The sequence below is a fragment of the Halorientalis brevis genome (genome assembly GCF_042678165.1).
GTDB classification, from domain to species: domain Archaea; phylum Halobacteriota; class Halobacteria; order Halobacteriales; family Haloarculaceae; genus Halorientalis; species Halorientalis brevis.
Genome location: NZ_JBHUDJ010000003.1, coordinates 650,667 through 664,395 on the forward strand (window position 1 = coordinate 650,667; position 13,729 = coordinate 664,395).

At 66.5% G+C, this 13,729-nt stretch carries 13 protein-coding genes and 1 pseudogene; 9 read left to right on the forward strand and 5 right to left on the reverse strand.

Going from position 1 to position 13,729, the window contains the following annotated elements:
- Window positions 1-99 precede the first annotated feature (99 nt).
- On the reverse strand, window positions 100-315 hold the full coding sequence (locus tag ACFR9U_RS10460) for a ribbon-helix-helix domain-containing protein (RefSeq protein ID WP_247376120.1): 216 nt from the start codon (window positions 313-315) through the stop codon (window positions 100-102).
- Window positions 316-607: 292 nt separating this feature from the next.
- Between ACFR9U_RS10460 and ACFR9U_RS10465 the strand changes: the two genes are divergently transcribed.
- From ACFR9U_RS10465 to menD, 3 genes and pseudogenes are all read left to right on the forward strand, one after another.
- The gene (locus ACFR9U_RS10465; RefSeq protein ID WP_247373635.1) at window positions 608-1,204 is read left to right on the forward strand and encodes a sulfite oxidase-like oxidoreductase; all 597 of its coding nucleotides are present in this window, start codon (window positions 608-610) and stop codon (window positions 1,202-1,204) included.
- A 62-nt stretch (window positions 1,205-1,266) separates the two neighbouring features.
- Window positions 1,267-2,631, forward strand: coding sequence for an isochorismate synthase (locus tag ACFR9U_RS10470; RefSeq protein ID WP_247373633.1), 1,365 nt, complete (start codon window positions 1,267-1,269; stop codon window positions 2,629-2,631).
- Window positions 2,628-4,401, forward strand: a pseudogene (gene menD, locus ACFR9U_RS10475) (2-succinyl-5-enolpyruvyl-6-hydroxy-3-cyclohexene-1-carboxylic-acid synthase). Before ACFR9U_RS10470 ends, menD begins: the two are co-directional and overlap by 4 nt.
- Window position 4,402: 1 nt before the next feature.
- Here menD and ACFR9U_RS10480 read toward each other — a convergent pair.
- On the reverse strand, window positions 4,403-5,272 hold the full coding sequence (locus tag ACFR9U_RS10480; RefSeq protein WP_247373628.1) for a DnaJ domain-containing protein: 870 nt from the start codon (window positions 5,270-5,272) through the stop codon (window positions 4,403-4,405).
- Between the two features lie 217 nt (window positions 5,273-5,489).
- Here ACFR9U_RS10480 and ACFR9U_RS10485 point away from each other — a divergent pair, with 217 nt between their 5' ends.
- The 6 genes from ACFR9U_RS10485 (at window position 5,490) to ACFR9U_RS10510 (ending at window position 11,420) form a co-directional block, all read left to right on the forward strand.
- Complete coding sequence (locus ACFR9U_RS10485) at window positions 5,490-6,365, forward strand: 1,4-dihydroxy-2-naphthoyl-CoA synthase (protein ID WP_247373614.1); 876 nt, start codon at window positions 5,490-5,492, stop codon at window positions 6,363-6,365.
- A 376-nt stretch (window positions 6,366-6,741) separates the two neighbouring features.
- On the forward strand, window positions 6,742-7,692 hold the full coding sequence (locus ACFR9U_RS10490; RefSeq protein ID WP_247373612.1) for a 1,4-dihydroxy-2-naphthoate polyprenyltransferase: 951 nt from the start codon (window positions 6,742-6,744) through the stop codon (window positions 7,690-7,692).
- The gene (locus tag ACFR9U_RS10495) at window positions 7,692-8,714 is read left to right on the forward strand and encodes a mandelate racemase/muconate lactonizing enzyme family protein (RefSeq protein ID WP_247373598.1); all 1,023 of its coding nucleotides are present in this window, start codon (window positions 7,692-7,694) and stop codon (window positions 8,712-8,714) included. Before ACFR9U_RS10490 ends, ACFR9U_RS10495 begins: the two co-directional genes overlap by 1 nt.
- A complete protein-coding gene (gene menE / locus ACFR9U_RS10500; RefSeq protein WP_247373596.1) occupies window positions 8,714-10,210 on the forward strand; it encodes an o-succinylbenzoate--CoA ligase in 1,497 nt (498 codons plus the stop codon). The genes ACFR9U_RS10495 and menE overlap by 1 nt, the downstream gene beginning before the upstream one ends.
- A 38-nt stretch (window positions 10,211-10,248) precedes the next feature.
- Window positions 10,249-10,989, forward strand: a complete 741-nt coding sequence (locus ACFR9U_RS10505; protein ID WP_247373594.1) for an NRDE family protein — start codon at window positions 10,249-10,251, stop codon at window positions 10,987-10,989.
- Between the two features lie 80 nt (window positions 10,990-11,069).
- A complete protein-coding gene (locus ACFR9U_RS10510) occupies window positions 11,070-11,420 on the forward strand; it encodes a helix-turn-helix transcriptional regulator (protein WP_247373592.1) in 351 nt (116 codons plus the stop codon).
- Window positions 11,421-11,463: 43 nt separating this feature from the next.
- Here the strand turns inward: ACFR9U_RS10510 and ACFR9U_RS10515 are convergent, their stop codons facing one another.
- The 3 genes from ACFR9U_RS10515 to gatC all read right to left on the reverse strand — a co-directional run bounded on the left by ACFR9U_RS10515 (window position 11,464) and on the right by gatC (window position 13,484).
- On the reverse strand, window positions 11,464-11,646 hold the full coding sequence (locus tag ACFR9U_RS10515; protein WP_247373589.1) for a hypothetical protein: 183 nt from the start codon (window positions 11,644-11,646) through the stop codon (window positions 11,464-11,466).
- Window positions 11,647-11,924: 278 nt separating this feature from the next.
- Entirely contained in the window at window positions 11,925-13,202 is a 1,278-nt protein-coding gene (gene gatA, locus ACFR9U_RS10520; protein WP_247373587.1) for an Asp-tRNA(Asn)/Glu-tRNA(Gln) amidotransferase subunit GatA, read from the reverse strand.
- 3 nt (window positions 13,203-13,205) lie between these two features.
- Complete coding sequence (gene gatC, locus ACFR9U_RS10525) at window positions 13,206-13,484, reverse strand: Asp-tRNA(Asn)/Glu-tRNA(Gln) amidotransferase subunit GatC (RefSeq protein ID WP_247373575.1); 279 nt, start codon at window positions 13,482-13,484, stop codon at window positions 13,206-13,208.
- Between the last annotated feature and the right edge of the window lie 245 nt (window positions 13,485-13,729).

Sequence of the window (13,729 nt, forward strand, 5' to 3'; positions counted from 1 at the left end):
CCGACGGGTAATCTGCTAGTTACACTACACAGCGACGGGGCAGTGCAGTTTGCGGAGTGGTATGCCTCCTGGCTGCGGAGACGTCGCGAAAAATCGGCACTAGAACACGTATTCGTCGTCGTGGCCCATCATACCGTCGTCTTCCAGACCGGTCTCCTCCTCGTCATCAACGGGTCCACTCGTCTTGTACGCCTTGATCCCTGTCGAGAGTAGGTCCTCGATGGCCTCCTCGCGGTTGAGGAATTCGCCCTTCTCGACTAACTGGGCGATCTGCATTTCGAGGTGCTCCGGGATTGTGATCTCTGCCTTCGGCATCTGAACGTTGGGGATTTCGACAGAGGGGTATTTAATTCTGACGGGGGTCATCCGCCTCTATTTAAAACGATTTCGCGATAAGAAAACCTGTGTTTTCGTACTGCAGGATGATGTTCCCGACATCGGTATTGATGTTGTGTGATATGAAACCGTCACTGCTAGTTCGGGACGAAGCTGGTTCCTAATCAGGCCTCTCTGTGTGTGACGTGCGCGAGGGTTTCGTGGTGGATCTCGATTCCTGGAGGCCGTTCGAGTCGATACGCATAGGGGCTGCCGGTCCCGTCTCTATACTGTGACAGCAACCGACGTCACGGACCTCTACGAGGAGTTCGGCGACGAGCGATTACCGCCGGGACAACACGAGACGACGGACTTTCCGGTGCTCTCGAAGTCCGGCCGACCGTCGTGGGATCCCGACAGCTGGGAGTTCACGGTCACCGGGGCCGTCGACGAGGAGTTGTCCTTCTCCTGGTCGGAGTTTCAGGCCCTCCCAGCAGAGACACAGCGGCAGGACTTTCACTGCGTGACTGGGTGGAGCAAATTCGATTGCGAGTTCACAGGCGTCCCGTTCCCCGAACTCGCAGAGCGTGCGGGCGTCCACGAGGACGCCTGTCACGTCATGTTCGTCGCCCTCGACGACTACACGACGGACCTCTCACTCGACGCGTGCATGCGGGACGAGGTCCTGTTCGCCTGGGCGTTCGATGGCGAACCGCTGGCCCCGGACCACGGCGGGCCACTGCGCGTCGTCACGCCGCACAAGTACGCGTACAAGGGGGCAAAGTGGGTCAGTGGCCTCGAGTTTCTCACCGAACCCGAGCGAGGGTTCTGGGAGCGGCGCGGCTACTCCGACACGGCGAACCCGTGGGCCGAAGACCGATACAGTTGAGGGGTGGACGTGTCGGCGCAGGAAGGACACTCTCAAGAGGGCGGAACCCTGAGTTGCAGCAGATGGAACCGGCCCAGCGCGAGGAGCGAGCAGGCCCACGCGAGGGTGCGGTGCTCGTCGGCCGCACCCGCGAGGTCACGGACGTCTCGTATCGTGCGTTTCTGGCGAGCCAACCAGCACCACGGGTCCACTGGGCAGCGCCCGACGGCCTCGAAATCGTCGGGAGCGGCTCTGCGGTAACTGTCACTGCCCACGGCCCGGATCGGTTCGACAGCCTCCGCGAGGCTGCCTCGACCGTGTTCACTGACGTCGACCGGACGGGACCCCCCGAGACCCGTCCGCGACTGCTCGGCGGACTTGCGTTCAACGAGCATCACGAGTCCGAACCGCCGTGGGAGGACTTCCCGGCGGCCGCGTTCACGCTCCCGCAGACACAGTTGACGACTGCAGGCGATACCACCTGGCTGACCGTGCGGGCCTACGGAGAGGACGTCACGGCCGACCAGGTCGAACAGCGACTTGACGCCGCCGCCGAGTCGTTGTCGACCCTCCCGATGATGCGCCCGAGCGGCGGCCCACCTGGCGTCGTCGAGACCCGCACGACGCCGTCGAAAGCCGAGTGGACCGAGCAGGTCGAGCGGGCGATCGATCGGATCGAAGCGGGCAACCTCCGAAAGGTCGTCCTCGCGACGGCACTGGAAGTCGATCTCGCCGGCGAACTCGACGTGCCGGACGCGCTCGAACGGCTCCGACGGACGTACCCGAACTGCTATCGCTTCCTCGTCCAGCCGGGCACCGAGGCCGCCTTTTTCGGTCCGCCACCCGAGCGACTCGTCAAACTGACGGGCCAGCGCGTCGAGACGGAAGCGCTCGCCGGCTCGGTTCCCCGGGGAGAGACGCCCGAGGAGGACGCCGATCTGGCGGCGTCGATGCTCGACAGCGAGAAACTCCAGCACGAACAGCGACTCGTCGTCGATGCGATCATGGATCAACTGTCGCCGCTCGGTGACGTGCAGGAGGGCGAGCAGGGCGTTCGGAAGCTGACCAACATTCAGCACCTCCAGACGCCGATCACGGCGACGCTCTCGGCGGACGAACACGTCCTGAGTCTCGTCGAGGCGCTCCACCCGACGCCGGCAGTAGGCGGTCTGCCGCCGGACAAGGCCTGGCAGGTCATCCGCGAGACGGAGACGTTCGATCGGGGCTGGTACGCCGGGCCGATCGGCTGGTTCGACGCCGACGGTGACGGGGAGTTCGCGGTCGGAATCCGCTCCAGCGTCGCCGGCGGTGAGACGGCCACGCTGTTCGCCGGCTGTGGCATCGTCGCTGACTCCGATCCCGACGAGGAGTGGGAGGAAGTCCAGCCGAAGTACCGGCCGATCCTCGACGAACTGACGAGCGACGACGCGGCGACCGACGGACGATGACTGCACCCAACCGCGCCACGCTCTGGGGCCGACTCGTCGCCGACGAACTCGCGAAGTCTGGCGTCACCGCCGCGTGCATCTCGCCCGGCAGTCGATCGACGCCGCTGACAGTCGCTATCGCGGATCATCCCGACATCGAGGTGTTTTCGATACTCGACGAGCGCGCGGCGGCTTTCTTCGCGCTCGGTCGCGGTCGTCGCACCGGCGAACCGACGGCCATCGTCTGTACGTCGGGCACCGCCGCGGCGAACTTCCACCCGGCCGTCATCGAAGCCAACCAGGCACGCGTCCCGCTGGTCGTCCTGACCGCCGATCGTCCCACCGAACTCCACGACAGCGGCGCGAACCAGACCGTCGATCAGCAGGACCTCTACGGCGACGCCGTCAGATTCCAGCGGACGCTGCCAGAGCCGGAACCGACGGCCCGAAAACTCCGCTCGGTCCGGACGACGGTCGACCGGGCAGTGGCCGCGGCGATCGGCGTCCCTGCCGGCCCAGTCCACCTCAACTGTCCGTTCCGAAAACCGCTCGAACCGGTCGAGGTTTCCGGCGACGTTCCCGAGGAACTCGCCGACGAGGCGCCAGCGGGCGGNNNTCGACGGCCGCGACGGTCCCTTCGTCGAGACCGCCCAGGGGCGTCCCGAACTGGCTGACGGTGCAATTCGAGACCTCGTCGCCGAGGTCGAGCGCGCTGAACGCGGGCTGATCGTCGCGGGTCCGATGGACCCGAGGACGGGCGACACTGACGCGATAGCCGACCTCGCGGCCGCGACGGGCTTTCCGATCCTCGCGGATCCCCTCTCTGGCCTTCGGTTCGGCGAGCACTGCGACCGCGACGGCGTGACGGTCTGCGGCGGCTACGACTCGTATCTCGCGGGCGCTGACGACTGGCCGACACCCGAGTTCGTTCTCAGAGTCGGTGCCTCCCCCACCTCGAAGGTCCTGCGTCACTCTCTCCGAGACAACGCCGACCGACAGATCGTGGTCGATCCCGCCGGTGGCTGGCGTGAGGCCGAGTTTACCGCGACGGACCTCGTCGTCGCGGATCCGATGCGACTGGCCCGCGCGGTCGCCGAACGGCTCGGAGACGACGAACCCGACGACGCCTACCGCGAGCGCTTCGAGACCGCCGAACGGGAGTACTGGGACCTGATCGCGGACGCCCGCCAGTCCGAATCCTTCGAAGGCAAAATACTCGCAGACGTCGTCGAGCGAGCGCCGGACCCGTCGACCGTCTTCGTCTCGAACAGCATGCCAGTTCGGGACGTCGACCGGTTCGGGCGACCGCGGGCGGCCGACCTGACCGTGCTCGCCAACCGCGGCGCCAGCGGCATCGACGGGATCACGAGTACGGCCCTCGGTGCCGGGAGCGCGACAGACGACCCGCTCGTCCTGGTGACTGGCGACCTGGCGTACTATCACGACATGAATGGCCTGTTGTCGATCGCTCGCTGTGGCGTCGACGCGACCATCGTGCTCGTCAACAACGACGGCGGCGGCATCTTCCACCTCCTCCCGATCGAGGAGTTCGACCCGCCCTTTACCGAGCAGTTCAGGACGCCGCACGGACTCGACTTCGAGCCGACCGCCGACCTTTACGGACTCGCGTTCCAGCGCGTTACCCCCGGCGAGGCGTTCCAGCGGGCGTTCGACGAGTCGGTCGCGAGTGAGGGAACGCAGGTCATCGAAGTTCGCGTCGACGGCGCGGCAAGTCACCGAACCCGCGAGCGGATACACGAAACCGTGCGTGACCGGATCGACGGCGCCTGATTCATCGGCGCAGCGCGTGCCGGGTCAGCAGCGCGAGGCCGAACGGGAACCACGTGACGAGAAGCGCGAGCACGCCCCAGATGCTAACCAACGGTAGTTCGAACAGCGACAGGAACAGGAGCGGGGCGAGCAGGCTCCAGGCGCCGAACACGACGATCGCGACCTCCGGGATCGAGAGGAGATAGGCGACGACGAACAGCGTACAGAGGCCGACGGTGACGTTTACGGCCACCGGGAACGCGGGGAAGAAACTCGCGAGCAGGAAGACCGGATAGAGCGCGAACAGCGCGCCGATCTGGATGATCGTTTGTGGCGTCAACGGCAGTCGAACCCGGTCGACCGAGTGGTCGGTGTAGGTCGTCCGTGTCGCGTACCCGCTGGATTCTCGCTGCCGTCCGCTTCCCGTCGTCGTTCGTTGCCACTCGGCCGTCCCCGGGTTACTCCCTGTTCGACCGGTCGACTCGTGAGCTCCGTCGGTACTCTCAGAGTCTGACTCCGACCCGGACGGCCCCTGCTCCCGTCGCCCGGATCGATCGTCAGCGGTCCCGTCACCTGCCGTGGGTTCGCTGCTCGACGGTCCCGCCTGCGCTGGCTCGTCACCCGTCTCACCGCCGGCGTGCTTGCTCCCGTCGACGACGTTGTCGGCGGCGCTGACGAACTGTTCGTGGCCGAGTCGGTCGTATCGAGCCCGCAGGTCTGGGTCGGTCAACACTTCTTTCGCCCGCGTGATTCGCTTGAACCGGGCTTCGGCGTCCGGCGCGTCGCTCACGTCGGGATGTGTCTCTTTGACCTTCGCGCGGTAGGCCGACTCGATCTCCTCGGTCGTGGCGTCGTCGTCGACGCCGAGGACCTCGTAGTACGTCTCTGACATGGAGGGTGTCACGGGGATGGACCGACTCAGCGGGGACGCCGCGTCTACGCGCACATCTGGTGACGTCCTGATAAGAACTTCGGCGCGATTCTCACGAGTGAACCTCGACGAGTGTCTACGCGACGGCAGTCCGGTCGTTCTCGTTTCAGGGTCCCGAACGCGGCCGCGGAAATCGAAGACGGGGAATCTATTTGGTGTCGCCGGTCGGAGTCCGCGTATGGTCTCGGATCTTTTCGACGCAGAGCGGTGGGAATCTATCGACGAGTTCGACTTCGAGGACATCACCTATCACCGCGCCGTCGACACCGGCGCGGTCCGGATCGCCTTCGACAGGCCCGAACTCCGCAACGCGTTCCGACCCCCGACGGTCGACGAACTCTACGTCGCGCTCGACCACGCCAAGCGCCAGACCGACGTGGGCTGCGTCCTGCTCACCGGTAACGGCCCCTCGCCGAAAGACGGCGGGTGGGCGTTCTGTTCCGGCGGCGACCAAACCGTTCGCGGGCCGGACGGCTACGAATACGACGAGGAGGGCAAAACTGGACGGTTACACATTCTGGAAGTCCAGCGACTCATTCGGACCATGCCGAAGGTCGTCGTCGCCGTCGTGCCCGGTTGGGCCGTCGGCGGCGGTCACTCCCTGCACGTCGTCTGTGACATGACGCTCGCCTCCGAAGAACACGCCAAGTTCCTCCAGACCGACCCAGACGTGGCCTCTTTCGACGCCGGCTTCGGCTCGGCGTACCTCGCTAAGCAGATTGGCCAGAAGAAGGCCCGTGAGGTGTTCTTCCTCGGGAAGACGTACGACGCCGACGAGGCCGAGGAGATGGGCATGGTCAACGACGTGGTCCCACACGAGGAGCTAGAGGAGGAAGCCCTCGCGTGGGCCGAGACGATCATGAACAAGTCGCCGACGGCCATTCGCATGCTGAAGTACGCCTTCAACCTCGTCGACGACGGACTGATGGGACAGCAGGTCTTCGCCGGCGAGGCCACGCGACTCGGTTACGGGACCGCCGAAGCCCAGGAGGGTCGTGACGCGTTCAACGAAAATCGGCAGCCGAACTTCGGGCAGTTCCCCTGGCACTACTAAAGCACCTTTTTTCTTCGGCGGGTTTCCTCGCGCGCCGAAGGCGCGCTGTGGGAACCCACCTCGAAAAAATCTGCACCAAATAAGGCCGAGAGCGCGCGTCGCGCGCTCTCGGATGCTCTACCTAGTTTCTGCCGCACTGCACTGCACTGCGCCGCACTGCACCGCACTCCTGTCCACCACAGATCTCCAAATCCCTTCGCTCCTGCCGGTCGTTCGTCATTTCCCAACTCCGTCGCGCCACGAACGCCGCGACCAGCGCGCGCCAAACTGTTGGTGGTCCGCCAGTAGGCGATTCCTGGCGTGGCGTCTGCTGGCACGCCGCAACCGCAGGAACAAGGGCCAAACTTCACACGGCTGGGGAACGAACGCCGTTGTAATGGCAACGGCTGATGCCGAGGTGTCACGCACGAAAGCCTGGCTGATGGCCGCACGACCCCAGACGCTCCCCGCGGGGGCGGCACCGGTGATCGTCGGGACTGGGCTCGCAGTTCACAGCGGCGTGTTCGCCGCGATACCGGCGGTTGCAGCGCTGCTGGGGGCGCTGCTGCTGCAGGTCGGGACGAACTTCGCGAACGACTACTTCGACGCCGTCAACGGGGCCGACACCGCCGAGCGCGAGGGGTTCACTCGCGTCACGGCAGGTGGGCTCATCGAACCGGCGCGCGTCAAGCAAGCGATGGCCGCGACGTACGCCCTGGCCGTCGTCGTCGGTCTCTATCTCGTCTACGTCGGCGGACTCCCGATCGTCGTCGTCGGCCTCTCCAGCATCGCGGCCGGCGTCGCCTACACCGGCGGGCCGTACCCGTACGGCTACCGCGGACTGGGCGACCTCTTCGTGTTCGTTTACTTCGGTCTCGTCGCGGTGATGGGGACCTACTACGTGCAGGCGGCTGCGACGCTCCCGTGGGTCGACCCGCTCGCACTCGCGGTTCCGGCGGGGACGGTCACGATGGAAGCGTTCGTCGTGAGTCTCCCGGCCGCGGGGCTCTCGACGGCCATCTTGGTCGTCAACAACATCCGGGACCGCGAGACCGACGCGGCCTCCGGCAAGAAGACGCTCGCAGTCATGCTCGGCTACACGTGGAGTCGCGTCGAGTGGCTCGCGATGGTCGGGATGGCCTACGTCGTCCCCGTCTTCTTCGCGCTCGACGCGGAGTTCGGGCTGCCGGCGTTGCTCCCGCTAGTGACGCTCCCGCTGGCGGTCTCGCTGGGACAAACGGTGCTGACGCGCACCGACGGCGAGGCGCTCAACCCCGCGCTAGAACGGACCGGACAGTTGCTGGCCGCGCACTCGGCGCTGTTCGCAACCGGGCTGGCACTCACATGATGGACGTCGAACCTTTCACACTCGACCTGGCGCGTCCGCTCTCGACCGCCCGCGGAGAACTCGAGCACCGCGAGGGCTTTCTCGTCAGAATCCAGTACGCTGACGCCGTCGGTGTCGGTGAGGCCAGTCCGCTCCCGGGCTGGACGGAGTCGCTGGACGCGTGCCGAGAGGCCCTCGAATGGGCGCCCGAACTCGCCGAGGACGAAGACTGGGGCGTCGCGCTCGGCGAGACGAACGCGCCGGCGGCCCGCCACGCGCTCTCGCTGGCGCTGGGTGACGCCCGCGCACAGCGTGCGAACAAACCTCTCTATCGCTCGCTGGGCAACGATAGACTCGTCCGTCGCGTCCCGGTCAACGCCACGGTCGGTGACGGCGCGGTCGAGGAGACGGCTGACCGCGCCGCCGCGGCGGTCGACGCCGGCTTCGACTGCGTCAAGATCAAGGTGGGCGCTCGGTCGGTCGACGACGACGTCGAACGACTCCGTGCAGTGAGGGACGCGATCGGCCCCGAGGTCGCCCTGCGGGCCGATGCAAACGGCGCCTGGTCTCGCGAAGCGGCCGAGCGCGCCTTCGACCAACTGGCCGCGCTCGACCTGGAGTACGTCGAACAGCCGCTCCCCGCCGACGACATTCCCGATCTGTCCGGCCTCCGTGACGACGGGGTGGCGGTCGCGCTCGACGAATCGCTGTCCAGCCGATCGGTGACCGACGTGTTGGCCGCCGAAGCCGCCGATTACCTCGTCCTCAAGCCGATGGCGCTGGGCGGCCCGGACCGCGCGCGGATGGCCGCACGGCAGGCCCGTCAGGCCGGCGTCACGCCGGTCATCTCGACGACCATCGACAGCGTCGTCGCCCGGACTGCCGCGGTTCACGTGGCGGCTGCGATTCCGGAGATTCCCGCGTGCGGACTCGCCACGGCGGAGTGGCTCGCCGAGGACCTCGGGCCGGACCCGGCGCCCGTCGCGGACGGCCAGATCGAAGTCCCACAACACAAGGGCCTCGGCGTCGAACTGGCGGAGTAATGCCGACGCCGGGCGAGTGGCCCACACAGGACCTCGTTTCGCACCGCGTAGCAGCGACGCCCGATCGGACCGCCGTCGTCGACGTCGACTCCGGCGAGTGCCTGACCTACCGGGCGCTGGACACTGCTGTCGCCGAACGCACTGCCGCACTCGATCGACTGTGTGACCGCGGTGGACCGACCGTCGCCGTCCTCCTCGACACGCGCGTCGCGTTCGCCGAAGTCGTCTTCGCCGTGCAGCGACTCGGCGGCCGCCTGGTCCCGCTGAACGCCAGGCTGACGCCGGACGAACTGGCCGCCCAGGTCGATCGCCTCGATCTCGACGTGCTCGTCTGTGGAAGCGACACCGAAGCGACGGCCGTCGAGGTGACTGACGCGCCAGTCGCGACCGTCGACGAGTCCGAACGGGAAGCGGGGCTGGAGCTGCGGGCACCAGCCGACGCTGCTCCCGACCCGGTCTCGTTGGACCGCGAGTCCGACGCGCTCGTCATGTTCACGTCGGGAACCACCGGCCAGCCGAAGGGCGTTCGCCTGACGATCGGGAACCTGCTTGCCAGTGCGACCGCCTCCGCGTTCCGACTGGGGGTCGACCCGACCGACCGCTGGCTCTGCTGTCTCCCGATGTACCACATGGGCGGTCTCGCTCCCGTGATTCGGTCAGTCCTCTACGGAACGACGGTGGTCGTTCAGTCCGACTTCGACGCCGCGCGGACTCCCCGCGTCGTCGACGAGTACACGGTCACCGGCGTGTCGCTCGTCCCGACGATGCTCCAGCGACTGCTCGACGCCGGGTGGACGGCACCTGACCAGCTCCGATTCGTCCTCCTGGGCGGTGCGCCAGCGTCAGCCGAACTCGTCGACCGGTGTGCAATCGCAGGCGTCCCGGTGTACCCGACCTACGGCATGACCGAAACCGCCTCGCAGATCGCGACAGCGACGCCGGAACAGGCGTTTTCCCACGAAGGTACTGTCGGCCAGCCGCTCCTGGGGACGGACGTGACGGTCGTCGACGAGGCGGGTAGTCCCTTACCGACCGGTGAGCGCGGTGAACTCGTCGTCGACGGCCCGACGGTGACGCCCGGCTACCTCGACTCGACGACGACCGACGACGCGTTCGGTGAGTTCGGGTTGCACACGGGAGACGTCGGCTATCGCGACGACGACGGGCGGCTGTGGGTGCTCAACCGGGTTGACGACCGTATCATCAGCGGCGGCGAGAACGTCGATCCGGGCGAAGTGGCTGACACACTCACCAGCCATCCCGATGTCGCGGCCGCTGCCGTCGTCGGACTCGACGATCCGGAGTGGGGCGAACGGGTGGGTGCGCTGGTCGTTCCGGCGGCGGACGAGTCGCTCGATGTCGACGCCGTGGTGGCCTACTGTCGAGGCCGGTTGGCGGGATTCAAGTGTCCGCGAACGACCGCCGTCGCCGAGGAGCTGCCGCGGACGGCGTCGGGAACGGTCGACCGCGAGGCCGTGCGTGATCGCCTGCGGTGACCCGGATACTTAACCGAGACGGACGTCTATGCTGGGGCGTGTGCACACTCGTCATCGCCTGGCAGGTGTTCGCGGACACGCCCATCGCCGTCGCCGCGAATCGCGACGAACACCTCGATCGACCGTCGGACCCGCCCGCGAAGATCGCTGCCGATCCAGGCGTGGTCGCACCCCGAGACAGCGAGGCCGGTGGCACGTGGATCGGGTACAACGAACACGGCCTGTTCGTCGCGATCACGAACCGGTGGGTGGAGGCCGACCTCGCCGGCGATCGCTCTCGCGGCCTGCTGGTCCGGGACGCGCTCAGACACCGGACGGCGGAGGACGCTGCCCGATTCGTCGAGCGCGAAGTCCAGGACCTCGAGTTCGAGGGGTTCAATCTCGTCGTCGCCGACGCCAACGCGGCGGTCCTGCTGGAGTGGGGTGGCCAACTCGCCGTGCGAAACTTCGATCCCGGCGTCCACGTCGTCGTGAACGTCGGTGCCGACGGCGACTTCGTCGTCCCGAGTCACCGCCCCGAGGTGAGCGAGCAACAAGCGGCAAACGCCGCTTCGGTCCGGACGGCCCTGCAGCCCGAACCCGGCGAACGGGCCGGGGTCTGGCTCGAACGAGCGGCGGACGTCATTAGCGACCACGAGTACGGCGTCTGCGTCCACCACAACTCCTTCGGCACGCGCTCGTCCTCCTTGGTCACCATCGGTCCCGACGGCGCAAGCTACCGGTTCGCGCCCGGCCCGCCCTGTGAAACGGAGTACTACCGCGTCGACGCGTCGTTGTAGCGGATCGCTCCGACTGCGACCGCGGTCGGATCCGTCGCGTCGAAAGCCAGTTTTAAGCGGGAGACAGTCTGAAGGTAGATATGAGCATGGCAGCGTCGGAAGAAAACCTCACCGAAGACGAGCGCGCCGGGCTGGAACTCGTCCGCGAGACGGGCGGTATTCACCAGAGCGAGTTCTGGAAGGAACTGGACGTCTCATCGCGGAAAGGCAGCCGAATCGTGGAGTCGCTCGCAGAGAAAGGACTCATCCAGCGCGAGGAGACCATCTACGAAGGGCACAACACCTATCACCTCACACCTGCACCCCGTGATCTCAACTTCTCGCTGCTGATGGCTGGCGACATGTTGTCTCCGTTCATCGGCGACGAAGAGGTCGATCCCCACTCCGACGCGTTCTCACAGTGGGTCATGAACCTCGCGTACGAAGAGTAGCTACCCGCCGTCCGCTCGCGCTCTTCTCGTCGTTCGCGACACGTCACAAGAAGTAGCGTCCAGCATCCAAAACGTCGCTCAGTCCGCGTCGCCGGAGAGCCGACTCGCGAGTCGGCGAGCCCCCGTAGTAGGTCATCTCGGCACCGTAACAGAACACACAGCCGCGGAACGGCGGGCGCTCGATACCGTCGCCGTCAGCAGAGACTTCGGCCGATTCGGTCGCCATACCGTCTCAGTGGCGAGCGACGAAAATGAACCTTCGGCCGCCAGCGTCCGTCACGCACAGTCGCGGCTTCCGAACTCAGGCAAGCGCACTGCCTGCCCGAATGATCTCCTCCTGCACCCACCTTTTACATCGTCGGGTTTCCTCGCTCACGCCGTTCGCTGCGGGAACCGCGTGGCGGCGAAGCCGCCACGTTATCCGGTTGCGGGCCGCTGGCCCGCAACCCACTCCTCGTAAAATCTGGACCAAAACCGCTGCTCGCGCTGGGGCGCTCGCAGTCGTCAGGCCAGCGCACTGCCGGCCCGAATGATCTCTTTCTCGCCGAACGCCGGGCCGATCAGCTGGAGGCCCACAGGTCCCTCCTCGGTTTCGCCCGCCGGAACTGAGATCGCCGGGAGGTTCGCCAGGTTCACCGGCGTCGTGTTGCAGTCGGCCAGGTACATCTGCATCGGGTCGTCTAAGCTCTCGCCCATCTTCATCGGGGGCACAGGCATGGTCGGCGATGCGAGCACGTCCGCCTCGTCGAGCGCTTCGTCGAAGTCCCGTTTGACCCACGCACGGGCGTCCTGGGCCTTCTTGTAGTACTTGTCGTGGTAGCCCGCTGAGAGCGCGTAGGTGCCCAGGAGGACGCGACGCTTGACTTCCTCGCCGAACCCTTCCTCGCGGCTTTTGGCGAACTCCTCGTTCCAGTTGCCCTCGTACTCGCCACCGCGTCCGTAGCGGACGCCGTCGAACCGCGCCAGGTTCGAGGAGGCTTCCGACATCGCGATGACGTAGTAGGCTTCGACCGCGTGTTCGACCGACGGGAGGTCGACCTCGTGGTAGCTGGCGCCCTGGGCTTCGAGTTCCTCGATGGCGTCCCAGAAGGTTTCGACGACGCCCTCGTCTGCGCCCTCGACGAGTTCGGTCGGAATCCCGATGTCGAGGCCCTCGACGTCGCCGTCGGCGGCAGCGGCGAAGTCGTAGTCCGAGCCCGCTTCCCGTGCGTCCCGGGTGGTCGAATCGTGCTGGTCGGGGCCGGCGATAACCTCCAGGAGTTCGGCCGCTTCCTCGACGGAGGGGGCGATCGGCCCGATCTGCTCTAAGGAGTTGGCGTAGGCGACGAGCCCGTAGCGAGAGACTAACCCGTACGTGGGCTTGATGCCGACGACGCCGCAGAACGCGGCCGGACAGCGGATCGAGCCGCCGGTGTCGGACCCGAGCGCCATGTCCGTCTCGCCCGCAGCGACCGCTGCAGCGGAGCCGCCAGAGGACCCGCCGGGAACGCGCCCCTCAGCCGCGGGGTTCTCAGTGGGGCCGAACGCGGAGGTCTCGGTGGTCGTCCCCATCCCGAACTCGTCCATGTTGGTCTTCCCGGGGATGGTCGCACCGGCGTCTTTCAGCCGCTCGACGACCGTCGCGTCGTAGGGTGGGACGTAGTTGGCGAGCATCTCCGAGCCGCAGGTCGTCGGCACGCCCTCGGTCGAGATGTTGTCCTTGACTGCGACGCTCCGTCCGGCGAGGGGTCCGTCTTCCTCGCCTTCGATCGACTTCGTCGTGATATATGCGTTGTAGGACATGCTTTACGAGACCTTCGGGCCCTTGAAGTAGCCTGCTTCGCTCTCCGGCGCGTTTTGCAGCGCCTCTTCCTGGCTGAGACACTCACGTTCCTCGTCGGGGCGCATCACGTTCGTCAGGTCCGGCTCCGCCTCGGTCTCGGGCACTTCGTCGAGACGCTCGAACGAGGCGAGGATGTCGGCGAACTGCTCGGTGAAGCGGTCGACCTCGTCCTCCTCGAGATCGACGCGGGCCAACGAGGCGACGTGACGCACTTCCTCGGGGTCGACGGCCGAATCGGTCATACTCGCCGGCAGGCCCGGGCCAGCGGTAAGGGTTTCGGTCGCCGCTGTTATCACCTGTCTCGCCGCGGGGCCCACGCTCGCACGACCGAGCGCAGTCGGGGCCAACAACCGGCAAAATGGGCTGCTTACTCCTCGGCAGTGCTGTAACCGCAAACGGCCGATATCGGCAACTCTGAGGGCTCAAACGGTCGAAAGGTTTAAGTCGGCGCAGCCACAACATAACATCGTACTGGATAGTTCTCTGG

Bases quoted from the DNA above. Each gene is read 5' to 3' on its own strand.
- ACFR9U_RS10480 (WP_247373628.1), bottom strand. From the start codon at position 5,272: ATGTCAGAGACGTACTACGAGGTCCTCGGCGTCGACGACGACGCCACG.
- ACFR9U_RS10485 (WP_247373614.1), top strand. From the start codon at position 5,490: ATGGTCTCGGATCTTTTCGACGCAGAGCGGTGGGAATCTATCGACGAG.
- ACFR9U_RS10460 (WP_247376120.1), bottom strand. From the start codon at position 315: ATGCCGAAGGCAGAGATCACAATCCCGGAGCACCTCGAAATGCAGATC.
- ACFR9U_RS10470 (WP_247373633.1), top strand. From the start codon at position 1,267: ATGGAACCGGCCCAGCGCGAGGAGCGAGCAGGCCCACGCGAGGGTGCG.
- ACFR9U_RS10490 (WP_247373612.1), top strand. From the start codon at position 6,742: ATGGCAACGGCTGATGCCGAGGTGTCACGCACGAAAGCCTGGCTGATG.
- menE (WP_247373596.1), top strand. From the start codon at position 8,714: ATGCCGACGCCGGGCGAGTGGCCCACACAGGACCTCGTTTCGCACCGC.
- ACFR9U_RS10510 (WP_247373592.1), top strand. From the start codon at position 11,070: ATGAGCATGGCAGCGTCGGAAGAAAACCTCACCGAAGACGAGCGCGCC.
- gatA (WP_247373587.1), bottom strand. From the start codon at position 13,202: ATGTCCTACAACGCATATATCACGACGAAGTCGATCGAAGGCGAGGAA.
- ACFR9U_RS10515 (WP_247373589.1), bottom strand. From the start codon at position 11,646: ATGGCGACCGAATCGGCCGAAGTCTCTGCTGACGGCGACGGTATCGAG.
- gatC (WP_247373575.1), bottom strand. From the start codon at position 13,484: ATGACCGATTCGGCCGTCGACCCCGAGGAAGTGCGTCACGTCGCCTCG.
- ACFR9U_RS10495 (WP_247373598.1), top strand. From the start codon at position 7,692: ATGGACGTCGAACCTTTCACACTCGACCTGGCGCGTCCGCTCTCGACC.